25 protein-coding genes are annotated in these 19,919 nt (G+C 66.1%); 9 read left to right on the top strand and 16 right to left on the bottom strand.

What is annotated here, in order from left to right:
• Positions 1 to 28 precede the first annotated feature (28 nt).
• Together ACFVTM_RS06810 and ACFVTM_RS06805 are read right to left on the bottom strand one after the other, a co-directional pair.
• Positions 29 to 817, bottom strand: a complete 789-nt coding sequence (locus ACFVTM_RS06810; RefSeq protein WP_390202633.1) for a c-type cytochrome — start codon at positions 815 to 817, stop codon at positions 29 to 31.
• A gap of 87 nt (positions 818 to 904) precedes the next feature.
• Entirely contained in the window at positions 905 to 1,543 is a 639-nt protein-coding gene (locus ACFVTM_RS06805; RefSeq protein WP_390202632.1) for a heme-copper oxidase subunit III, read from the bottom strand.
• Between the two features lie 148 nt (positions 1,544 to 1,691).
• Here ACFVTM_RS06805 and trpD point away from each other — a divergent pair, with 148 nt between their 5' ends.
• The gene (gene trpD / locus ACFVTM_RS06800; RefSeq protein ID WP_390202631.1) at positions 1,692 to 2,753 is read left to right on the top strand and encodes an anthranilate phosphoribosyltransferase; all 1,062 of its coding nucleotides are present in this window, start codon (positions 1,692 to 1,694) and stop codon (positions 2,751 to 2,753) included.
• Positions 2,754 to 2,878: 125 nt separating this feature from the next.
• Here trpD and ACFVTM_RS06795 read toward each other — a convergent pair whose 3' ends face one another.
• Complete coding sequence (locus ACFVTM_RS06795) at positions 2,879 to 3,160, bottom strand: Lrp/AsnC family transcriptional regulator (protein ID WP_090580900.1); 282 nt, start codon at positions 3,158 to 3,160, stop codon at positions 2,879 to 2,881.
• Between the two features lie 87 nt (positions 3,161 to 3,247).
• The gene (locus ACFVTM_RS06790) at positions 3,248 to 3,691 is read right to left on the bottom strand and encodes a DUF3054 domain-containing protein (RefSeq protein WP_390202630.1); all 444 of its coding nucleotides are present in this window, start codon (positions 3,689 to 3,691) and stop codon (positions 3,248 to 3,250) included.
• Positions 3,692 to 3,866: 175 nt separating this feature from the next.
• Here ACFVTM_RS06790 and ACFVTM_RS06785 point away from each other — a divergent pair, with 175 nt between their 5' ends.
• From ACFVTM_RS06785 to ACFVTM_RS06760, 6 genes are all read left to right on the top strand, one after another.
• Complete coding sequence (locus ACFVTM_RS06785) at positions 3,867 to 4,343, top strand: VOC family protein (protein ID WP_390202629.1); 477 nt, start codon at positions 3,867 to 3,869, stop codon at positions 4,341 to 4,343.
• 174 nt (positions 4,344 to 4,517) lie between these two features.
• Positions 4,518 to 4,673, top strand: a complete 156-nt coding sequence (locus tag ACFVTM_RS06780; protein WP_390202628.1) for a hypothetical protein — start codon at positions 4,518 to 4,520, stop codon at positions 4,671 to 4,673.
• A 208-nt stretch (positions 4,674 to 4,881) separates the two neighbouring features.
• On the top strand, positions 4,882 to 5,256 hold the full coding sequence (locus ACFVTM_RS06775) for a PLD nuclease N-terminal domain-containing protein (protein WP_390202627.1): 375 nt from the start codon (positions 4,882 to 4,884) through the stop codon (positions 5,254 to 5,256).
• Positions 5,257 to 5,409: 153 nt separating this feature from the next.
• On the top strand, positions 5,410 to 5,793 hold the full coding sequence (locus tag ACFVTM_RS06770) for an SHOCT domain-containing protein (protein ID WP_390202626.1): 384 nt from the start codon (positions 5,410 to 5,412) through the stop codon (positions 5,791 to 5,793).
• Between the two features lie 104 nt (positions 5,794 to 5,897).
• Positions 5,898 to 6,134, top strand: a complete 237-nt coding sequence (locus ACFVTM_RS06765) for a hypothetical protein (protein ID WP_390202625.1) — start codon at positions 5,898 to 5,900, stop codon at positions 6,132 to 6,134.
• A 74-nt stretch (positions 6,135 to 6,208) separates the two neighbouring features.
• Positions 6,209 to 6,868 (top strand): cyclodeaminase/cyclohydrolase family protein, encoded by a 660-nt coding sequence (locus ACFVTM_RS06760; RefSeq protein ID WP_390202624.1) that lies wholly within the window; start codon positions 6,209 to 6,211, stop codon positions 6,866 to 6,868.
• A gap of 100 nt (positions 6,869 to 6,968) precedes the next feature.
• On the opposite strand, the gene ACFVTM_RS06755 is transcribed toward ACFVTM_RS06760, so the two are convergent.
• From ACFVTM_RS06755 to ACFVTM_RS06740, 4 genes are all read right to left on the bottom strand, one after another.
• Entirely contained in the window at positions 6,969 to 7,211 is a 243-nt protein-coding gene (locus ACFVTM_RS06755; protein ID WP_390202623.1) for a hypothetical protein, read from the bottom strand.
• 191 nt (positions 7,212 to 7,402) lie between these two features.
• On the bottom strand, positions 7,403 to 8,116 hold the full coding sequence (locus tag ACFVTM_RS06750) for a GAF and ANTAR domain-containing protein (protein WP_390202622.1): 714 nt from the start codon (positions 8,114 to 8,116) through the stop codon (positions 7,403 to 7,405).
• 9 nt (positions 8,117 to 8,125) lie between these two features.
• Positions 8,126 to 8,833: a GAF domain-containing protein gene (locus ACFVTM_RS06745; RefSeq protein ID WP_390202621.1), complete on the bottom strand. Its 708-nt coding sequence runs from the start codon at positions 8,831 to 8,833 to the stop codon at positions 8,126 to 8,128.
• Between the two features lie 188 nt (positions 8,834 to 9,021).
• Positions 9,022 to 10,008 (bottom strand): aldo/keto reductase, encoded by a 987-nt coding sequence (locus ACFVTM_RS06740; protein ID WP_390202620.1) that lies wholly within the window; start codon positions 10,006 to 10,008, stop codon positions 9,022 to 9,024.
• 183 nt (positions 10,009 to 10,191) lie between these two features.
• Between ACFVTM_RS06740 and ACFVTM_RS06735 the strand changes: the two genes are divergently transcribed.
• Positions 10,192 to 10,584, top strand: coding sequence for a VOC family protein (locus ACFVTM_RS06735; RefSeq protein WP_390202817.1), 393 nt, complete (start codon positions 10,192 to 10,194; stop codon positions 10,582 to 10,584).
• Between the two features lie 181 nt (positions 10,585 to 10,765).
• Positions 10,766 to 11,023, top strand: coding sequence for a DedA family protein (locus ACFVTM_RS06730; RefSeq protein ID WP_390202619.1), 258 nt, complete (start codon positions 10,766 to 10,768; stop codon positions 11,021 to 11,023).
• A gap of 69 nt (positions 11,024 to 11,092) precedes the next feature.
• Here ACFVTM_RS06730 and ACFVTM_RS06725 read toward each other — a convergent pair whose 3' ends face one another.
• The 8 genes from ACFVTM_RS06725 to ACFVTM_RS06690 form a co-directional block, all read right to left on the bottom strand.
• A complete protein-coding gene (locus tag ACFVTM_RS06725; RefSeq protein WP_390202618.1) occupies positions 11,093 to 11,569 on the bottom strand; it encodes a DUF4862 family protein in 477 nt (158 codons plus the stop codon).
• A gap of 379 nt (positions 11,570 to 11,948) precedes the next feature.
• Positions 11,949 to 12,899 carry a sugar kinase gene (locus ACFVTM_RS06720; RefSeq protein ID WP_390202617.1) on the bottom strand — a complete coding sequence of 317 codons (951 nt, stop codon included), beginning with the start codon at positions 12,897 to 12,899 and terminating at the stop codon, positions 11,949 to 11,951.
• Entirely contained in the window at positions 12,896 to 13,582 is a 687-nt protein-coding gene (locus ACFVTM_RS06715; RefSeq protein ID WP_390202615.1) for a bifunctional 4-hydroxy-2-oxoglutarate aldolase/2-dehydro-3-deoxy-phosphogluconate aldolase, read from the bottom strand. The genes ACFVTM_RS06720 and ACFVTM_RS06715 overlap by 4 nt, the downstream gene beginning before the upstream one ends.
• 97 nt (positions 13,583 to 13,679) lie before the next feature.
• Complete coding sequence (locus ACFVTM_RS06710) at positions 13,680 to 15,071, bottom strand: MFS transporter (protein WP_390202614.1); 1,392 nt, start codon at positions 15,069 to 15,071, stop codon at positions 13,680 to 13,682.
• A gap of 76 nt (positions 15,072 to 15,147) precedes the next feature.
• Complete coding sequence (locus tag ACFVTM_RS06705; protein ID WP_390202613.1) at positions 15,148 to 16,200, bottom strand: NAD(P)-dependent alcohol dehydrogenase; 1,053 nt, start codon at positions 16,198 to 16,200, stop codon at positions 15,148 to 15,150.
• On the bottom strand, positions 16,197 to 17,720 hold the full coding sequence (locus ACFVTM_RS06700) for a mannitol dehydrogenase family protein (protein WP_390202816.1): 1,524 nt from the start codon (positions 17,718 to 17,720) through the stop codon (positions 16,197 to 16,199). Before ACFVTM_RS06700 ends, ACFVTM_RS06705 begins: the two co-directional genes overlap by 4 nt.
• 2 nt (positions 17,721 to 17,722) lie before the next feature.
• Positions 17,723 to 18,940, bottom strand: coding sequence for a D-mannonate dehydratase ManD (gene manD, locus ACFVTM_RS06695; RefSeq protein ID WP_390202612.1), 1,218 nt, complete (start codon positions 18,938 to 18,940; stop codon positions 17,723 to 17,725).
• Complete coding sequence (locus ACFVTM_RS06690) at positions 18,937 to 19,917, bottom strand: 2-hydroxyacid dehydrogenase (RefSeq protein ID WP_390202611.1); 981 nt, start codon at positions 19,915 to 19,917, stop codon at positions 18,937 to 18,939. The genes manD and ACFVTM_RS06690 overlap by 4 nt, the downstream gene beginning before the upstream one ends.
• Positions 19,918 to 19,919: the final 2 nt, after the last annotated feature.

Below are 19,919 nucleotides of genomic sequence, written 5' to 3'. Positions count from 1 at the left end.
AGAAAATTCTTACAGGTGCAAGGTCCGCTTAGGACGTGCGGGATGTGAGCCAGATCGTGAACGCGATGATGACGCCCAAACCGGCAATCCAGACGAAGAGACCTTCGGAAACCGGCCCCAAAGCTCCAAGATCCGCGCCGCCGGGTGAACCGTTGGCTTCAATCTGCTTCAGGTAGGTGATGATGTCGCGCTTTCCCTCCGGGGAGATGTTCGCGTCATTGAAGACCGGCATGTTCTGGGGGCCGGTGACCATGGCTTCGTAGATGTGCTGGCCGGAGACCCCGGCAAGGGCCGGGGCGAACTTGCCGCGGGTGAGGGCACCGCCGGCAGCTGCGGCGTTGTGGCACATGGCGCAGTTGGTACGGAACAGCTCTCCACCCTTGGCGGCGTCGCCCTTCTCATCGAGCACACCCGCCTCGGGAATGGCCGGGCCGGGGCCGAGGGAGGCAACATAAGCTGCCAGCTGCTTGGTCTGTTCCTCGTTGAACTGGGCGGGCTTCTGGTAGGCCTGCGGGCCGTTCATCTGCATGGGCATGCGGCCGGTGCCGACCTGGAAGTCAACAGCAGCTGCGCCGACGCCCACAAGCGACGGCCCGGACTGCGAGCCGCTGGCACCCATGCCGTGGCAGGTGGCGCAGTTGGCGGCGAAGAGCTTGCCGCCTTCCTCTACGTCGCTTGCGCTGTAAGTGGTGGTGTCGGCCTTGGCCTGGTTGACGGTGGTGGCAACGGCGTACAGCCCACCCGTGACCAAGAGGCCCATCAGCAGCAGTGCTATTGCTGCCAGTGGGTGACGTCGCTTCTGCGAGAGTGCCTTCACGTGGTGGTTCCTTTATTCGATCCTGCGGTGGCTCCGGGAGCCGCTTCTTTAAATTCTGCCTCTTGTAGAAAAAGAGTCAAAACTGCGCTACTTGAGGACGTAGATGACCAGGAAGAGGCCAATCCAGACGACGTCCACGAAGTGCCAGTAGTACGAGGTGACAATCGCCGAGGTTGCTTCAAAGTGCCCGAACTTCTTCGCTGCGAAGGAGCGTCCCATGATGAGCAGGAAGGCAATCAGGCCGCCGATCACGTGCAGGCCGTGGAAGCCGGTGGTGATGTAGAAGGCTGAACCGTAGGCGTTGGAGGACAGCGAGACATGCTCGGAAACGAGCATGGCGTACTCGGTCGCCTGGCCGGCGACGAAGAAGGAACCCATGAGGAACGTCAGGATGAACCATCCGTTCATTCCCCACTGGGTGAAGCTGAAGCGTCCGCCGATCCGGCGCGGTTGGAGCCGCTCGGCAGCGAAGACGCCCATCTGGCAAGTAAAGGAACTTGCCACAAGGACGATCGTGTTTACGAGCGCAAACGGGAAGTTGAGCTTGGCTGTCTCTTCGGCCCACATCAGTCCGGAAGTCGAACGGAGTGTGAAGTACATGGCGAAGAGACCGGCGAAGAACATCAACTCACTGGACAGCCACACAACGGTTCCTACAGAAACCATGTTGGGGCGGTTCAGCGTCGGGTGCGCCGGGGTACTGGGGGCATGGGTCGCAGATGTCACATAGACATTATGTCTATAAAACTCCGTACTGCCCAACGCAAACCGCCTTTTCGGAGGACTTTTTCTACAAAGACGCGAATTCGCGCGGAAAAGTTCCCGGAGGGGTTCACATTCGTCATTGCAGGGCCGACCTCGATAGCATCGGGAGGTGACTTCTCAGGCATCCGCACCGGCAGCAGGCAACACCTGGCCGCGGCTCATCAACGCACTCATCAGCGGCGCGGACCTCACCGCCGGGAGCACCGAATGGGCCATGAACTCCATCATGTCGGGCGAAGCGACGCCGGCGCAGGTGGCCGGATTCCTGGTGGCGCTGCGGTCCAAGGGCGAGACCGTGGATGAGCTGTCCGGCCTGGTTGAGGCGATGATCTCCAACGCCAACCCCATAGATATCGCCGGTGAGAAGCTGGACATCGTCGGCACGGGCGGCGACCAGCAGAACACTGTCAACATCTCCACGATGGCCGCCCTCATCGCCGCCGGCGCCGGCGCCAAGGTGGTCAAGCACGGCAACCGCGCGGCGTCGTCCTCCGCGGGGTCCGCCGATGTCCTGGAGGCCCTCGGGGTCAGGCTGGACCTGCCCATTCCACGCGTGGCGCTCAACGCCGAAGAGGCGGGAATCACCTTTTGCTTCGCGCAGGTTTTCCACCCCTCGATGCGTCACGCCGCCGTCGCCCGCCGCGAACTCGGCGTCCCGACGGCGTTCAACTTCCTGGGGCCCATGATCAACCCGGCACACGTCCAAGCCTCGGCTGTGGGTGTCGCCAATGAGCAGATGGCCCCGCTGGTGGCCGGAGTGTTGGCCAAGCGCGGCAGTCGCGGCCTCGTCTTCCGAGGGAACGACGGCCTGGATGAGCTCACCACCACCGGCCCGTCGCGGGTGTGGGAGATCCGCAACGGCGAGGTCGCGGACGAGATGTTTGACCCGCGCGATCTTGGCATCCGGCAGGCCACTTTGGAGGAGCTGCGCGGCGGCGACGCCGTGGCAAATGCCGCCGTCGTCCGGGCTGTTCTTGGCGGCGCGCCGGGGCCTGCCCGCGATGCTGCGCTGCTCAACGCCGCGGCCGGGCTTGTGGCATTCGACCTCGACGCTGTGGGTCCGCTGACGGAGCGTATGGCCGCCGCGCTCAAGCGTGCCGAGCAGTCCGTTGAGTCCGGTGCCGCGGCCGCGGTGCTGGACCGGTGGGTCGCTCTGTCGCAGGCTGCCTGAGCGAGCGCAGGCAGGCCCGATCACACGGCACCCATGACGATAAGGCACTTATGACGACGAAGGGCCCGGCAGATTATGCCGGGCCCTTCGTTTGTAGTGCTGGTGCTGGTGGTGCCAGTTGCCGGCTACTGCTCGAAACCGAGGGCAAAGGCCGCGTCGAGGTCGTGCTGTGAGTACGCGCGGAAGGCGATTTGCGTGGTGGTGTGGGCGACGCCGCGAACTTTCGAGAGCTTGTCCGCGATGACTTCCGCCAGGTCTTCGTGCTTGGCGACCCGGGCGATCGCGATCAGGTCCCACTCGCCCGTTACGGAATAGACCTCGCTGATGCCGGCGATGGCGGAGATTTCCTCGGCAGTCTCCGGGATGCGTGAAGCGTCTGTCTTGATCAGGACGAATGCGGTGACCACGTGTGAGCCTTTCCGGATCGGTTGCGCCGTTTGCGGGCCTGTCGGCGGCCCTGCCCGGGCGCTGCCATCTTCTGCAAGCCTAGTGCATCAGCCCAGGCGGCGGCGTGAACGCAACCGCCGAACGCCGGCGACCACAAGACGGTATCCCAGGAGGAAAACGGCGAGGCTGAGGAGGGCCACGATGATGAACGGCAGCACCACCGTCTGGCCGGTGACTGCCCGCAGAATCATGCCGACACCGACGGTTCCGAGCCAAACGGCGACGCCGGCAGGCCACACCTGCAGCGGGTCATGCCACAGCCGGAGGGCCAGCCATGCCACGGCCGCCCCCGCCAGGAAAGGCCACGCCGTCGCAAAGACTCCGGTGATAATTTCGCCGCGCTGGTGCGCGTCGCGGCCAATCGCCGCGAAGAGCAGAATCAGGAGTGCGTCGGCGGTTGCGGCCAGGGCGGCCGCCCGTATGGGCCGGTGGCCGGTTTTTGGGGTGTCCTGGGCTGACGGGTGGGGCGGGCTCGGGGTTGGAGAAGGCATACCTCCAAGCCTAGTCCCGTCCGGATGGGCGGAGCGGGACCGGGACGACGGCCGGGGGGCCGGACGCTCTTCCAGCACCGTTGTGCGCAAGATCACCGTGCGGCTAGGCTCGGACCCACGCCACTGATCGCCGCCGGAGCCAGCCGTCGGCACGGGTGAACGCAAGGGGAGCGCTGTGAGCGAAAAGATCACCACCTGCCTGTGGTTCGACAACCAGGCCGAGGAGGCCGCGGAGTACTACGTTTCCCTCTTCGACGGCGGCAAGATCCTCGATGTCTCCCGGTACGGCGACGGCGGCCCCGGGCCCGCAGGCCAGGCCATCACCGTCCGCTTCCAGATCGACGGGCGCACCTTCACGGCGCTGAACGGGGGTCCGGCGTTCACATTCACGGAGGCGGTGTCCCTTGTCATCGACTGCGCGTCGCAGGAAGAAGTGGACCGGTATTGGTCTGCGCTAACCGACGGCGGCGAGGAAAGCCAGTGCGGTTGGCTCAAAGACCGGTTCGGGCTCTCGTGGCAGGTGGTGCCGTCCGTGCTGGGACAACTCATCGCGGGCCCGGACCCCGACGGCGCCCAGCGCGCCATGCAGGCGATGCTCGCCATGCGCAAGCTGGACATCGCCGCACTCCAGGAAGCGTACGACGGCGCCTGATGCCCGTCGTGTCCCGGGGACGCCTCTGACCTTGAGTCCGGTGCCCTGACCTCGGCGTCGTGGCTTCTGCGCCTGATTCCGGTGCCCTGACTTTCGATGCTCTGACCAATGTGTCCGTGCCCCGGACCGGCGTGGCCCCCGGGCGCAGCGGCGGTCCGCACATATGATCGTGGCATGAGTAGCGACGCCGTTCCGGAGGCTGTTGTCCCGGTGCAGCTGGATCCTCAGCTGGCCGGCCAGCTGAGCATTAACGACATCCTGCTCGAACTCGGCCAGGCCCCCGTGGTGCATCCTTCCCCGGACGCGGCCAGCGAGCTGCACTTCTTCTAGGCCCGCACGCCCAGGTCCGCCACGCGGGCAGGCTCAACTGTTTGCTGGCCAACTCGCTGACTGGCTCGTTGACAAAGAGAGCCCCCTGCGTAGGCTGGTGCCGAGCCGGGTCCTGGTGACGCACTTGGCGGCTTGCCGCGCGTGGCAGCCAGGCATTGCCGTTGAACACATCGTTGCCTCGGTGCCCGTCCCGCGAAAGGCGAAGGTCATGGGATTTTGGGATGTCGTTGGGCTCATGTTCTCGTTCGTCATGTTTGCGGCGTATTTGATTGTGCTGTTCCTCGTCCTCCGGGACATCTTTGCGGACAGCCTGCGGCCTGGGTGGGTGAAAGCCTTGTGGATTCTGGGCGTCCTGCTGTTCCCGCTCCTCGGCTGCCTGGCCTACATGATGTTCTACGGGCAGCAAATGTCCATAAGGCAATCGGCGCGGCAGGACGTAGCCAGAGACGACATGGCTGACTACATCCGTCGGACGGCCAACGCCAACCCTGCCGAACAGATCGCTGCTGCCAAGAAACTCCTTGATGAAGGAACCATCACCGGCGAAGAATTCCAGATGCTTAAGGCCAGGGCGATCGGCTAGGCGGCGCCTGGTTTGGCCGCATCCGGGGGCGGGATATTGGCTCCACCTCGGTCAATACGGGCCTTTTGGTCCTAACAGCCGGTTGCGCGGCGGACTACTTTGGCCCGTAGGGGAATGCCAGTAGGGCTTCCTCGGAACGAAAGGATGGCTCCCGTGGAGCAATTCTGGAGCGTCATTTGGCTGTTCTTTTGGGGATTCGCGTTCGTCGCCTACCTTTTCGCACTGTTTGCGGTTATCACCGACATTTTCAGGGACCGTGATCTCAACGGCTGGCTCAAGGCCGTGTGGATTCTGTTCCTTGTCTTCGTGCCGTTCCTCACCGTTCTTGTGTATCTGATCGCGCGGGGCCGCAGCATGGCCGAGCGCCAGGCCAAGGGCGTACAGGAGGCACAAGCGGCCACGGACGAGTACATTCGTTCCGTCGCCTCAGCATCCCCCACCCAGGAAATCGCAAAAGCCAAGGAACTCCTCGACGCCGGCACCCTGACCCCGGGCGAGTTCGAGGCTGTCAAGGCTAAGGCGTTGAGCCAGGCCTGACGTGCCGCGGAGTTAGCCCGCCGCTGCAGATCCTTGCGGCATCACCCACCGTGCTCTAGCCTGTGGATTCAGGCAAGAATTCGCTGCGCAACGGGGGGTGTGTCATGGCTGAAATCAACGCGGTGCTGGCAGGGCTGACGTTCGAAGAGCTCGCTGAAATCAAAGAACTTGGACCGAAGGGGCACTTGGGCCGTCACCTCATCGATGCCCTTGACCGGGCTGCCGGGGGCCAGGACGCCGGACGGGGACTCTACGTCCTGGACGGCACCGTGAACGGCAACGGAGGCCAGTTCCATATTCTCCGCAACGACGTCAGTGACAGGATCTTCCCCACCCAGTAAGTGCAGAGCCGAAGCCGTCCCCTGCTCGTGCGGCCGCCGGGCGGGCAGCCCAACTAGAGGGCACACGTAGTGACATGGCTGATTCTGAAGCGGTTACAACCCAACGCTCGACAGTTGAGGACTGGACGCGGGCCTTGGCGGAGTCCATCGGTTCGCCAGGCGGCGGGGCCGGAGCGGGCGTGATGCTTGCCATCGCCGCGTCATTGACATCGATGGTGGCCGGCTACACGGAAGCTCAGGGACGCCAGGGCATGGAACTCACCCGCCTTCACGCCCGGGCGCGTTCGCTCCGGGAGGCCGCACTTCGACTGGCAGATGACGACGCGTCAGCGTCAAAAGCCTTCGGAGCCGCATTTCGGCTGGAACCGGGGCCGGAACGCGAGGACGCTATACACCGGGCGTCTGTGGACGCGGCCAGGTCATCCGCCGTCCTCGGCGAGCGGGCCAGCGACGCGATCGCGGATCTGGCTTGGCTTGCCGCTCACGGCAACCCGGCGCTGGTTGCCGATGTCGTCGTCGCGTTCGGTGCCCTCAGGGCAGCGGTGGCAGGGGCGCGCACTAATGTGAGTTTCGATCTCGCTGCACTTGCCTCGGCGGGGACCACTCTCGAAGACATCCGGAAACAGCATCCGGCATTGTGGGCGACCGTCGAGCATTTCAATGCCGCACTGGATCGGATCGACGAACTGACCGCCGGGATAGATCACCGCGCCGCCCCAACCGACGTCGACTGATACGGCGCGCCTGGACAAACCTCGTCAGAGTTTCCGCGGATCCGACTGCGCGTGACACTGGCCGGTGTTTCGGCCGCCTGCACGCCCAGTGGCCCGGGTGCTAGTGGGCCGGGCGCCGCCGCGGGGGAACGGCGGCGCCCGAGTATGTTTGACGGTCCGCGGCGTCCAGGACTTCCAGCGCCGTCATGTGTGCCGCCGCGGCCACGTCCTTGATGGGCAGGCCCTGCATGACGGCCTCCGCAACTGCAGTTTGCAGTTGGTGGCCGGAGTGTTCGTGTTCGAAGTCCGAGGCTGGATTCGCTGTGGCCGCCAATTCAACCGCCCTGATCGCGTCAGGATTCATGGCGCGCACCAATCACGGCAGCACAACAGCCGGGGGGGTGAAAGGGTTTCGTTGTTTCGCATGACATCCCTTCCCTGGGACGCGCCAACAGTAGGTGGCGCTGCCGGGGTCTGGGGCAGCAACGCCATCTTAGGCGAGGTCGGACAGCTTGAAAAGATCCCGCGGAAAGGGCCAAGGGATGTGGCAAAGGGTCAGAGACGGAGTTCCCGGTTGATGACCTGCGATGCAGTCTCCCGGAGGCTCTGGTTGTTGGAGCGGGCAAAGCTGCGCAACCGCCTGAATGCGTCCTCCATGTCCACTCGCGATCGGTAGGCAATAACCCCCTTGGCCTGTTCGATCAGGACCCTGGTGTTCAATGCCTGCTGCAGTTGTTCATTGACCAGCGCCGACTCCCGGATGGTCCGTTCCTGCAGGATGCTGATGGTCGCCACATCCGCCAGAGCCTGGCCGATGGCTGAGTCCTCGCGGGTCAAGGCCCCCGGGTTCCTGCCGAAGAGGCCCATGGCTCCTATCGTCTTGCCGTGAACGCGCATGGGCACGGCCTGAACCGAACGGAAGCCCTGGGAAAGCGCTGCCGCCTGGAAATCGGGCCACTGCCCCTCCAGTGACGCTATGTCCTCCAAGACAACCGGCGTTCCAGTTTGATAGCACTCAACACAGGGACCCTCGCCGGCCTGCAGTTGGAGTATTTCCACGAGCTGGCTCTCTTCGCTGGTGGACGCGAGGACCTGCAGATCGCCGTGCGGGTCGGCAATAAGTAGGCCCGCGGCGGTTGCGTCGAGCAGATCGACCGAGGCTTCGACGAGCGCATGCAGCAGGTCCAGCACGTCGTAGTCAGCAACCAGGGTGCCTGTGAGTTTTACGAAAGCCGCGCTCACCCGCTCGGCGCGGCTTGTCATCACCATTTGGTCATCCTACTTCAGACCGCCTTTAGTGGATCTTCTTCCATTTCCCGGCACGAAGCTGAGCCTGCCCTGCAGAACCTCATCGGCCGCCTGGCGTAATGTCATCGAGTTCGCGAACGCGTGCGCGCGCAGCAGCAGGAGGGCCTCAGCGGCGGTGGTTTCGGCTTGCGCGAGAACCATTCCGGTAGCCTGATGGATCTCCCGTCTGGACATGAGGGGTGCTTCCACGGCCGGATCTGTGTCAGGCGAGCGGACAGCGAGGACTCTGCGCAGCAGGTGCCATGCCGTCTGGCTGGCGAGCACTCCCGCCGTCGTCGAGTCGGCGTAGCTCAGGCCGCCCCGCTCTGTGTGGTGAAGTTCCACGACTCCCAAATCCAACGCACCCAACGTCAGCGGGAAGACGAAAATCGCGGCAACCTCTGTCTCCAGGAGGGCCTTGCTAAATACCGGCCACGAGTAAGGCTGGGGGAATCGAACGTCGGGGACGAGGACGGGGAGCCGCCTGCGAAGGGCATCCCATCGCGGGCCTTCGCCAAGATCAAACTGCAGCTCATCAAGCCGGGCCGCCACTGCATCGCTCGCACAGACTAACGATTCCGAGGCGGCACCGCCGAACATGGAAACAGCAGCGCCGCTGATGGGCAACTGTTCCAGAAAGGGGGAACACAGATCATTGCCGTCAGTGCCGGCCCAAGACGGGGTGCCGGAATCAGCCATGCGCCGCACCGTGATGGATCTGGGCTGGCATCCATGCGGCGTGTGCATCGTCCATTTCGCGCCTCAGATCCCATCATCCCTGTACGGCAGAATCCGGTGCACACTGAACCGGACAACTGGTCTTCACCGCTAAGAATAGACCCACCGTGCACGACTTTGCAGGTCGCGACCAGGGCGAAGACTGCCTGCTAGCGCCCGACGAGACCCATGTGCAGGTCGTTGTAGCGGTTTCCCTGCACGCCTATCCGGCGCGCTACCGCATCCAGGTCGGCGATCTCGTCAGCGGAGAGCGCGACGGCGGCCGCGGCCGCGTTTTCCTCGAGGCGACGTCGACGCCGGGTGCCGGGGATCGGGACGATCCACGGCTGCTGGGCCAGGAGCCACGCCAGCGCCACCTGGCCGGGGGTTGCGCCTTTGGCGGCGGCGAGCCCGGCGACGTGGTCCACGAGTGCCTGGTTGGCGGCCCGGTTTTCGGTGGTGAAACGCGGGATGGTGCCCCGGATGTCGCCGTCGGCGAATGGCGTGGAGGGATTCACGGTGCCGGTGAGGAAGCCCTTGCCGAGCGGGCTGAAGGGGACAAATCCGATGCCCAGCTCGGCAAGCGTTGGCAGCACCTCCGGTTCCGGGTCCCGTGTCCAGAGGGAGTACTCGCTCTGGACGGCTGTCACCGGGAAGACCCCGTGTGCGGCCCTGATGGTTGCGGCTGAGGCCTCGGACAGCCCGAAGTGGCGGACCTTTCCTGCCTGGACGAGTTCGCCCACGGCGCCGGCGACTTCCTCGATGGGCACCTTCGGGTCGACCCGGTGCTGGTAGAACAGGTCGAGGCTGTCCACGCGCAGCCGGCGCAGCGACTCGTCGGCGACCTGTCTGATCCGCTCGGGGGAGCTGTCCAGTCCCACCGACTTGCCGTCCTCGATCCGCCAGCCAAACTTCGTCGCTATCACCACCCCGTCCCGCACCGGGGCCAGTGCTTCACCGACGAGTTCCTCGTTGACGAAGGGGCCGTAAACCTCGGCGGTGTCGAAGAAGTTGATTCCGAGACCGACGGCGTCGCGGAGCACCCCGATCATCTCCTGGCGGTCTCCGGGGTTCGGGCCATAGCTCTGCGACATGCCCATGCAGCCAAGACCGACGGCCGAGACCTGCAGGCCCTGTCCGAGAGTTCGCGTATGCATCGTGTCTCCTTTGATGGTGTGGGTGGGGTGTGGGCCCAGCGCCTCCAGTCAACTTGGGCTTGGGGCCCAGTGGGAGTCCCTGATGAAAGGTGTGCTGGCAGGGTGCCCCTAGAAGCATGCTGGGAGGAGATCCCTCCGCAGATGGAAGGAACGAACTGCGCAGGAGGAGGTACTGTGAGGCCCATGGAGATGCGCCTTGAGGTCGTACAAGTACCGGTCGCCGATGTGGACAAAGCGAAGTCATTCTACACAGACCGACTCGGTTTCGTCCTGGACCACGACGTGGAATACATACCGGGCATGAGGGTTGTGCAACTCACGCCGCCCGGTTCCGCCGCTTCCATTGTTATCGGCACGGGAATGACCAGCATGCAGCCTGGCAGCCTGGAAGGCCTGCAACTGGTGGTCCCTGACATGGCATCGGCGCGGGCTGAACTTCTTCAACGGGGAGCGGAGATCAGCGAGGTCCAGGACATGGGCGGGGTCCTGTTCGCCTATTTCAACGACCCTGACGGCAACCGTTGGGTCCTGCAGGAAGCTACGCGGCCGGACGTTAGGGAAGTCCTTCAGCCCTAGGCTCAGCCGCCCGCCGACTCGTCCACTACCTCATGATGGTCCTGGTGGTTATGGCGGCCGTGGTTGGGGATTCGGTGGATTTCAGAAGAAGCGGGCAAGACTCGACGAGGCGCAGGATTTTCTCCGCCGCAAAGGCGGGGCCGCCGTCTTCCCGGGCCGCTTTGTTGCGTTCTTTCGGGCCGTGATGCCGGCACTGGCCGGATCCGCCCGGATGCCCTATCCGCGTTTTCTCGCGTTCAACGTCGCCGGCGGCATGCTTTGGGGTGTGGGGTTCGCGCTGTTGGGGCTCGTGGCCGGTAACTCCTATGAAGCCGTGGCCAAAGCGGCAGGGCGGGATATCGCCGTCGTCGTCGGGGTGTTGGCGCTGTGTGGTGTGATCATCTGGCAGGTTCGCCTGGCGCGGCAAGGAGACGCTCGGCGCCCACGTGGGTCCGCCTAAAGCTGTCCGGGTGCCGGCGAAGGCAACTTTCTTGCCGACTGGGGGCAGGGGCCAATGCCCTCGCCGGCGTCAGCTGGCACCCGCTTGCCGGATAAGGGCAATCGTCTGGGCGATGGTGGCCACGCGTTCCTCCACCGAAGCCCGCGGGTCTGCTGCCACTTTGATCCCGCGAAAGCCGGTTCCAGTGCCTGTCCCGGCCGCGTCCAGGCACTCCCGGATTCGGGCAGCGGTCAGTAGTGATGCCGGTTCGAGGACGCCGCTCGCAGCGCCTTGCCCCGCCTCGTCCTGGATGCCATGCGGCGCCGGGGGCACGTGCACGTCCGAGATCTCCATCAGGGATTCGGCCAACGCCGCCGCCGACGCCCTGTTGCCCTCTGCCACGGGCGCAGCGTGGAGCTCGAGGGCGGTAACGGCCGATGGCGACGTGTGTGTGCCGAGCCGCCTGACCGCCTCCAGCGCCTCACCCACAAACTCGACGGCGGCCCGGCGGCCTGCCTCTGACGTCGACGCAAGGCCGAACGTGGCGTCATCCTGCAGCCGAGCCATCGTGCCCGGAATCGTGGTGACAATTCGTTCACTCCGTGGTCAGTAGGTTGGTGGCTGGACGGCAACTGGCGAGCTTATTGCAGATAGCGAAAGGCACTCCATGACTGCGTGGAGAGCACGCAGTCATGCCGGTGACGTGCGGCGAAGGAGGACGTTCGCCGGGTACCAAACCTGAACGTGGCCTGCCCGCCGCAACCGAGGCACGCCAACTGCCGGCGCCGGCGGGCTTGCCAGGTTTCATCCTTGGCGCCGTACTCCGCGGCGTCAACGGCTCGTCCATCGACAATGCTGAGGGCTCTTTTCATGGCTGGGCGCCTTTCAGTCTTCGGCTGCGGGACGAATGTCCGTCGTGACGTGTTGCGGTTCTGCGATGACTGGTTCAGCGGTTTACTGGTTCCTTGCTGGCGAGGAGGGTCAGTTCATGCCGGCGAGGGGCTCCTTCCCAGTCGCCGGGCACCAGGCACGCGAAGGCTCCGGTGGCCGCGCCAGTGCGAAGGCTCTCCGCCGGACCGCGTCCGGCAATGAGTTCCGCGAGGTATCCCGCCACGAAGGCGTCACCTGCGCCCACCGTGTCGAGGGCTTCGACGGGGACTGCCGGCTGAGAGTACAGCTCGCCGTCAACGAGGGCGAGGGCGCCGCTGGCACCGAGTTTAATGACGGCCTGCCGGGGGCCGAGTGCGGAGAGGCGCTGCGCCAGTTCCTTGGCCGCACCGGGTCCGACGGCGATCGCTGCCTCGTCGTCACCGGCGAACACAACATCGGTGAGCGGGATGATGTCCCGGTAGACACTGCCGGCGCCTTCGGGGGACCAGAGGTTGCCGCGGAAATTCAGGTCGAAGGAAACCGGCACGCCGGCGGCCCTGGCTGTGCCGATGGCGTACCTCAGGGTGGCTTCGGCCTGGGCGGACAGGGCCGGGGTGATGCCGCTGACGTGCAGGAGGGCCGCTCCGGCAATGAGCTGTTCGTCGATGTCGGCCGGTGCGATCCGGGACCCGGCGCTGCCGGCGCGGTAGTAGCTCACGCGCTGGGTGGCCGGCGTCCTGCGTTCCTTGATCATCAGCCCGGTAGGGGCGGAAGGGTCGACGGCGACGCGGACGTCCACGCCTTCTGCCCGGATTTCGCGTTCGACGAGCTGGCCGAGCGAGTCCGCGCCGACGCGTCCGCACCACACGGCCTGCACGCCCAGACGCTGGAGCCCGATGGCCACGTTGGATTCAGAGCCGCCGATACCCAGGCTCATTGTGGAAGCGTGGGCGAGCGGGCCAACGTGGTCCGCGCGCATCAGCGCCATGGTTTCACCGAATGTCAGGACGTAGGGTGCCGCGCTCACCGGCTTGCACCGATCTGCTCTGCCGCCTGGTCGACGAGCTCGCGGACGCGTTGTGCCCTGGCTGTGAGCTCCGCCAGGTCGCCTCCCTTGAAGGCGTCGCCCAAGAGCGGCCCGCCGAGGCTGACGGCCAGGGCCCCCGCCCTGATCCAGGCCGGCACGTCCTCGATGTCGACGCCGCCGGACGGGATCACCTCGATGTCCGGGAAGGGGCCCCGGAGCTGCGAGACGTAGCTGGCCCCGACGGTGGATGCTGGGAAGACTTTGACTGCGGTGGCACCAAGTTTCCAGCCGGTGTGCAGTTCGGTGGGGGTCAGGCCGCCCGGGTAGACCGGAACGCCGCGGCTGACGCACGCCGCAATGACCCCCGGATCCGTGACGGGTGTGACGATGTACGCCGCGCCCAGATCGAGGGCGGTTTCGGCCTGTTCGGCGTCGGTGACCGTTCCAACGCCGATCTCAACGGATTCCCCGAACCGGTCTTGGAGGAGCGGAAGTTCATCCCAGACGCCGGGCGTGCTGAGCGTGAGCTCGATGCTGAGCACGCCGCCGCGCTGCAGCGCCTCGATGACCGGCGCATAGTCCGAGGCGTGGCCGGCCCGAAGGACTGCCACCGCCCGGGTTGCGCGCAGTACTGCGGAGGGTGCGGGCCGGGACGTCGTTCCGGGGTGATCGAGGCGGAGCATGAGGTTCCTTTGCGTGGGCTTCAGGTGGGCTGGCTTGTAGGTCGTGCGCCTGCTGGCGGTGCCCGACGGCGGCGCCTGCCGCCGTCGGGCGCTTGCGCTACTTGGCGGTGCGGGCGTGGGCGAAGTCTGCCTGCGCGGAGTGCGCCGCCACTGCGCCGCCGTCGGGGCGGGCGTCCTCCGGGTCCGTCAGGTCGCGGTTCAGCGTTTCGGGCGAAAGACGGGTGGCAACGAAGCTGACGATCATCGTCAGGGACATGTAGATGGCCACCGGAACCCACGAGTTGCTGAACAGGCCCAACAGGCCGGCGCAGACCATCGGAGCGATGCCGCCGCCGATGATGGAGGAAAATTCGCGGCCCAGGGTCACGCCGGCGTAGCGGTAGCGGCTGCCGAAGATCTCCGGGAAATAGCTCATGTGCACACCCACGACGCCCTGGCAGGCAAGCATGAAGCCCACGATGATGACCAGCACGATGGCTACCGGGGAGCCGGTGGTCAGGAGCATGAAGGCCGGTGCCGGGAACAGAACGAGCGCTCCGGTGATGAGCGAGACGACCCGCCTGCGGCCAATTTTGTCCGACAGGATTCCGAAGGAAACAGCTGCCACACCGCCGCACAGTGCGCCGATCAGGAGCACCGGGGGAATGAACTTCGGATCCGTTCCGACCACGGTGATGAGGTAGGAGGCCATGAAGACCTGAATGGTGTACGACTGCGTGCTGACGCCGAAGTTCATCAGGATGACGCGGAGGACGTTGGCCTTGCCGTTCCTGGCGACCTCCTTCAGCGGTGCGGGGGGTTCGGTGCGGGCTTGCTTGATTTCTTCAAAGACCGGAGATTCGTCGAGCTTGCGCCGGATGACCAGGGCGGCAATGGTGACGAAGATGCTGGAGAGGAAGACGACCCGCCAGCCCCAGGTCAGCATGTCGTTCGGAGCCAGCGACTGGGCGGCGATCCACACGAGGGCCCCGAGGGCGGTTCCGGCGGCGGCGCCAACCATGATCAGGGAGGCCAGTTTGCCGCGTGTTCCGGGAGAGGCCGATTCCGTCAGCAGCGTGGCGCCGCCGGACTGTTCCGCGCCTGCGCCGAAGCCCTGGGCCGCGCGGCAGACGCACAGCAGGATCGGCGCGAGGATGCCCACTTGTTCGAACGTTGGCAGCAGGCCGATGACGAGGGTGGCGCCGCCCATCAGCAGGAGTGTGACCACCAGGACCCATTTGCGGCCGAGGCGGTCGCCGAAGTGGGAGAAGAAGATTCCGCCGAGCGGGCGGAACAAGAACCCGACGGCGAAGGTGGTGAAGCTGGCGATCAATGCGGCGGTGGGGGAAATGTTGGGGAAGAACAGCTTGCTGAATACAAGTGCCGAGGCGGTGCCGTAGATGACGAAGTCATACAGTTCCAGGGTGGTGCCGACCAGGCCGGCGAAGGCGGCCTTCCGGACCTTGCGTTGGTCAACTTCCCGGGAAGGAAGGTTTGCTGCTGTGGTCATTTCCATACTCCTTTGAATGGATGTCTTGCGCGCTGGTCCACCGCCGACGGCGTGGACCGTGTTGAACCGGTGAGTCTCAGTAGGTGATGAGGACCTTCAGGTTGGTGGGATCGGACACGGGGGCGGTCAGTGCCGCCGCGGCGTCCTCGAGCGGGAAGGTGCTGGTGATGATGGAGCGCAGGTCCACGACGCCGGAGGACGCGAGCTCGATGGCGCGGGGGAACGCATGGGCGTACCGGAAGGCCGTGACGAGGTCGATTTCGTAGCGCTGCAGGAAACCGAGCGGGATGCCGTCCACCGTGGGCCTGGCCTGGCCGACGACGGTGGCGCGGGCCGCCGGCGCGAGGGTCTGGATACCGTCACTGAGCGCGCGAGTGTTTCCGGAGCATTCGATCAGCCGGTCCATGTCCTGCAGATCCAGTGCCGTGGCTGCGGTGTTGACCGTGCGGGTGGCACCGAACCTGGCGGCTACTGCCAGCCGGTCGTCGTTGACGTCCGTCACCACGATCTCCGAAGCGCCTTTGGCCGCTGCCACCTGGGCGACCAGGAGCCCGATAGGACCCGCGCCGGTCACCAGGACGCGGTGTCCGGCCTGGACCTGGGCCCGTTCGACGGCCCAGACGGCGACTGCCAGCGGCTCGATCGCGGCTCCGATCTCGGCCGGGATGGACGCCGGGAGTTCGTGGAGCGCAGCTTCGGGCACCACGACGTGGCGGGCAAAGAGCCCGTCCGTGGGCGGAGATCCGAAGCAGGTCCCGGCCGGGCAGAGGTTGTAGCGTCCCGAGAGGCACGTGGGGCAGGTCCGGCAGGGCAGGGCAGGTTCGATGACGACGGCGGTGCCGGCCGCGATGCTGGTGTCGGCCCCGGTGGCGAGGACGACTCCGGCCCCTTCATGTCCCAGGACGGTGGGCTGGCGGAGTTCGTTGGTGCCGTTGCGGCCCTCGGCGTAGTAGTGCATGTCCGAGCCGCAGATTCCGCCGGAGCGCATCTGGACGAGGACATCGTTCGGGCCCAGGGCGGCCAGCGGCTTGTGTTCGATGCGGAGGTCGCGGGCGGCGTGCAGCACGGCGCCCTCGGTGGCGACAGGCAGCCCATGTGTAGCGGCGGTGTGAATGGTCTGGGTGGTCATGGTGTGCTCCGGATGGTGGCGTGGGGGCGTTCGGACGTGGTGCTGGCCTCGGCAATCGCGGCCAGCGGTCCGGCGGACCGGATGGTGTCGACGTACTGGCCCGTCCGTTCGATGAAGTCGTCGCGTTCGGCCAGTTCCTCGCCGAGGAGGTGGTGGTCTCCGAGGACCTTTCGGGCCAGTTCGTGGCCCGTGCGTGATTGTGCTGCCAAACGGGCCAGCAGGTCCCGGGCCGGGTCCTCCATGGCGTCTGCCTGCGGTCCGGGGGTGAACCCGCGCAGCGGGGCGATGCAGGCCAGGTATGCGGCGGCGGTGAGGGCCAGGAACTGTGGCATCCCCCCGTCGTCGAGCATCTTCAACGCCGGCTGCGGGATCCGCTGGCGGAGCTTGACGGACCCGTCGGAGCCGACCTGGCTGGTGCGGTGGCCCAGGGCCGAGTTCCGCCAGCGGGAGAAGAGCTGTTCCTCATAGGCGTCCACGTCCACCCCGGCCGGGACGGCGACGCTGGGCAGGTACTCGTTCCTCAGCACGTGGCGGGCCGCGAGCTCGATGTGGGTTTGCGCCACCGAATCGGGGATGGTGACGGCACCGGACAGGGCGCCAAGGTAGGCGATCAGGGAGTGTGTGCCGTTGAGCAGCCGGACCTTGAGTTGCTCGTAGCCGGCCACTTCGTTGGAGAACACGGCGCCGCCCGCCTCCCATGCCGGGCGCCCGGCGATGAAGTTGTCCTCGACGACCCACATGGTGAACGGTTCGGCCGGGACGGGGATGCGGTCGGCGTAGCCGCGCTGCGCGCTGACCAGGCTGCGGTAGTGATCGGTGGTGGCCGGCACGATCCGGTCCACCATGGAGGAGGGAAAGCTGGTGTGGGTGTCGATCCAGGCAAGGGTCTCCGCGGCTTCGGCCGCCGGGAGGAGGGAGGCGAATTCGCGGACCAGCCGCTGCGTATGGTGGCCGTTGTCCGCGAGGTTGTCGCAGCTAAGGATGGTCACGGGCTCGGAATGGGTCCGTGCGCGGTGCTGCAGGCCGCGGACGATCTGCCCGATGGGGGTCTGGGGTGCCGATGCGTGTTCGAGGTCGTGTCGGATGGCGGGATCCCGAAGGTTCAGTGACCCGGTGGCCGGGGTGTAGTTGTAGCCGTTCTCGGTGACGGTCAGGGAAACGATCCGGGTGCCAGCGTCGCCGATCGATGTGATCACGCGGCCCGGGTTGCCGGCCGCCGTGAAGGCGTCGGTGTGGACCTGGGGGACGGTGAACCTGGAGCCCTCCGGCGAGATCTCCACCACGGTGTAGAGCATGTCCTGGGCGTGCATGGCGTCCGGGATGGCGGACGAGCGGCTGGCGACGCCGATGGTGCCCCAGTCTCCGCCATTGGCGGTGATGGCGGCGTCCGTGTAGACGGCCTGGTGGGCGCGGTGGAAGTTGCCTAGTCCGAGGTGCACGATTCCCGCGGCCGGGGCCGCGGGCCGCCGCAGGATGCCGGGGGTGGCCGCGGAAAGAGGAGGAGTGGAGGCGGCAGTCATGGTCACCAGTCCTTCATGGAGCCGTCGAGCTCGCGGGCGATGGGCAGGTAGGCCTGCTTGTAGGGGAAGCGGGCGGCAGCTTCCTCGTCCACGTGCACGCCGAGGCCGGGTTCGTCGCCGGGGTGGAGGTAGCCGTCCTCGAAGCGGAAGCTTGAGCGGAAGACCTCGGAGACCAGGGGGTCGTAGCCCATGTATTCCTGGATGGCGAAGTTGCTGGTGGCCAAGCCCAGGTGCAGGGATGCCGAGAGGTTGATCGGGGAGACGTCGGAGGGCCCGTGCGGGGCGCCCTTGATCTGGTAGACCTCTGCCAGGGCGAGGATCTTGCGGACGTGGGAGATGCCTCCGGCATGGACGACGGCGGTGCGGATGAAGTCGATGAGCCGTTCGGTGATGAGGTGCTCGCAGTCCCAGACGGTGTTGAAAACCTCTCCGATGGCCAGCGGGACGGTGGTCTGCTGGCGCAGGGTCCGCAGCAGCCGCTGGTTCTCGGCCGGGGTGACGTCCTCGAGCCAGAACAGGTCGACATCCTCGAGGGACCTGGCCAGGCGGGCGGCTTCGGTGGGGTTGAGCCGGTGGTGGACGTCGTGCAGCAGCTTCAGCTCCGGGCCCACGTGCTCGCGGACCGCGGCGAGAATTTTGGGTGCGTGGTGCAGGTAGGCGGAGGTGTCCCAGTCCTCTTCGACGGGTCCTGCGCCGCGGCCGGCAGGTTCGTAGCTGGCGGCGCCCTTGGTAACGCCGTAGACCTTGTCCAGGCCGGGCACGCCGGACTGGGCGCGGACGGCGCGGAAGCCCTGTTCGCGGCGCTGGTCGATCGAGTCGAGCAGCTCGGGCAGGTCCCAGCCGGTGGCGTGCGTGTAGGTGAGGATCTTGTCGCGGGCCGCGCCGCCGAGCAGCTGGTAGACGGGAACACCAAGGGCCTTGCCCTTGATGTCCCAGAGCGCCAGGTCGATGGCGCCGATCGCGGCCATGGTCACCGGCCCGCGGCGCCAGTAGGCGCCGCGGTAGAAGTACTGCCAAGTGTCTTCGATGCGGTCGGCGTCGCGGCCCAGCAGCGCCGGCGCGAGGTGATCGCGAAGGTAGCTGGCGACCGAGAGTTCGCGGCCGTTGAGGGTGGCGTCGCCCCAGCCGACCAGACCGTCATCGGTGGTGATCTTGAGCGTTACGAAGTTGCGGCTGGGGCTCGTTACGAGGACGTCGACGTCGACGATTTTGCGGGTCATTTGGAGATCACTACATTCTTTAGTGGTTGGTTCGCGGACAGCCGGGTGATGTTTTCGGCGATCTCCTGGGCACGGCCGCGGAATGTTTCTGCCGTGACGCCCGAGGAGTGGGGGGTCATGATGACGTTGTCTAGCCGTCCGAATGGCAGGGCGGCTGGTTCCCCGCGCCCGTCCTGTCCGGGGTACTGGTACCAGACGTCGACGGCAGCGCCGCCGATCCGCCGGTCCTTGAGAGCTTCGTAGAGGGCGGTTTCGTCCGCGACGGGACCCCGGGCAACGTTGACCAGCAGCCCGTCCGGGCCGAGTTCATCCAGCTCGGCTGCGCCCACCAGGCCGGTGGTCTCTTCCGTCAGCGGGATGCTGATGACGAGGATGTCTGATTCGCTGAGTGCCTCTGCCAGCTGTGCCGTTGTACCGGACCAGCGGAGGGAGTTTTCCTTGGCGTCCACGCTGCCGCGGCGGGTGATGGAGATTCCTTCCGCGCCGAACGCCTGGAGGAGTTTCCATGCTGCGCCGCCAATGTGGCCAAACCCGAGGAACGTAATGACAGCGCCGCGCAAGGTTTCCGGCTGGCGGATGTCCGGGGAGTAGACAGACGAGGCCCACCGGCCGGTGCGCAGGGCGGCGTCCTGGCCGAACAGGTTCCGGCGGAGGGCAACGAGGACGGCGGCGATGTGTTCGGCTATGGAGCTTTCGTGGTGGAAGGTGTTGGCGCAGACTGCCCCGGCGGGCAGGGCGGCGGCGTCAATGCCGTCGTAGCCGGCGCCGGCCACGTGCACCAGGCGAAGGTTTCGTGCCTCGTTGCCCATGGCTTCGGTGAACTTGGGCCCTACGTAGACGTCGGCGTCCTTGAGGTCGGTCAGCACGGCGTGTTCGTTCCAGCTGTCGTGCCAGGAGGTGGCGGAACCTGGGGGGAGGGCGGCTTCGAAGGCCGCCCGGTGGGGCATCAGGTTCGGGTCTGCGATGATGATTCTCATGG

Origin of the sequence: Arthrobacter sp. NPDC058130 (assembly GCF_042884475.1) — a bacterium.
GTDB lineage: Bacteria > Actinomycetota > Actinomycetes > Actinomycetales > Micrococcaceae > Arthrobacter.
This window is presented reverse-complemented; position numbering and strand designations above follow the sequence as displayed.

Bases quoted from the DNA above. Each gene is read 5' to 3' on its own strand.
- ACFVTM_RS06790 (WP_390202630.1), bottom strand. From the start codon at position 3,691: ATGCCTTCTCCAACCCCGAGCCCGCCCCACCCGTCAGCCCAGGACACC.
- ACFVTM_RS06780 (WP_390202628.1), top strand. From the start codon at position 4,518: ATGAGTAGCGACGCCGTTCCGGAGGCTGTTGTCCCGGTGCAGCTGGAT.
- ACFVTM_RS06775 (WP_390202627.1), top strand. From the start codon at position 4,882: ATGGGATTTTGGGATGTCGTTGGGCTCATGTTCTCGTTCGTCATGTTT.
- ACFVTM_RS06765 (WP_390202625.1), top strand. From the start codon at position 5,898: ATGGCTGAAATCAACGCGGTGCTGGCAGGGCTGACGTTCGAAGAGCTC.
- ACFVTM_RS06760 (WP_390202624.1), top strand. From the start codon at position 6,209: ATGGCTGATTCTGAAGCGGTTACAACCCAACGCTCGACAGTTGAGGAC.
- ACFVTM_RS06755 (WP_390202623.1), bottom strand. From the start codon at position 7,211: ATGAATCCTGACGCGATCAGGGCGGTTGAATTGGCGGCCACAGCGAAT.
- ACFVTM_RS06750 (WP_390202622.1), bottom strand. From the start codon at position 8,116: ATGGTGATGACAAGCCGCGCCGAGCGGGTGAGCGCGGCTTTCGTAAAA.
- ACFVTM_RS06745 (WP_390202621.1), bottom strand. From the start codon at position 8,833: ATGGCTGATTCCGGCACCCCGTCTTGGGCCGGCACTGACGGCAATGAT.
- ACFVTM_RS06740 (WP_390202620.1), bottom strand. From the start codon at position 10,008: ATGCATACGCGAACTCTCGGACAGGGCCTGCAGGTCTCGGCCGTCGGT.
- ACFVTM_RS06735 (WP_390202817.1), top strand. From the start codon at position 10,192: ATGGAGATGCGCCTTGAGGTCGTACAAGTACCGGTCGCCGATGTGGAC.
- ACFVTM_RS06725 (WP_390202618.1), bottom strand. From the start codon at position 11,569: ATGGCTCGGCTGCAGGATGACGCCACGTTCGGCCTTGCGTCGACGTCA.
- ACFVTM_RS06715 (WP_390202615.1), bottom strand. From the start codon at position 13,582: ATGCTCCGCCTCGATCACCCCGGAACGACGTCCCGGCCCGCACCCTCC.
- ACFVTM_RS06710 (WP_390202614.1), bottom strand. From the start codon at position 15,071: ATGACCACAGCAGCAAACCTTCCTTCCCGGGAAGTTGACCAACGCAAG.
- ACFVTM_RS06705 (WP_390202613.1), bottom strand. From the start codon at position 16,200: ATGACCACCCAGACCATTCACACCGCCGCTACACATGGGCTGCCTGTC.
- ACFVTM_RS06700 (WP_390202816.1), bottom strand. From the start codon at position 17,720: ATGACTGCCGCCTCCACTCCTCCTCTTTCCGCGGCCACCCCCGGCATC.
- manD (WP_390202612.1), bottom strand. From the start codon at position 18,940: ATGACCCGCAAAATCGTCGACGTCGACGTCCTCGTAACGAGCCCCAGC.
- ACFVTM_RS06690 (WP_390202611.1), bottom strand. From the start codon at position 19,917: ATGAGAATCATCATCGCAGACCCGAACCTGATGCCCCACCGGGCGGCC.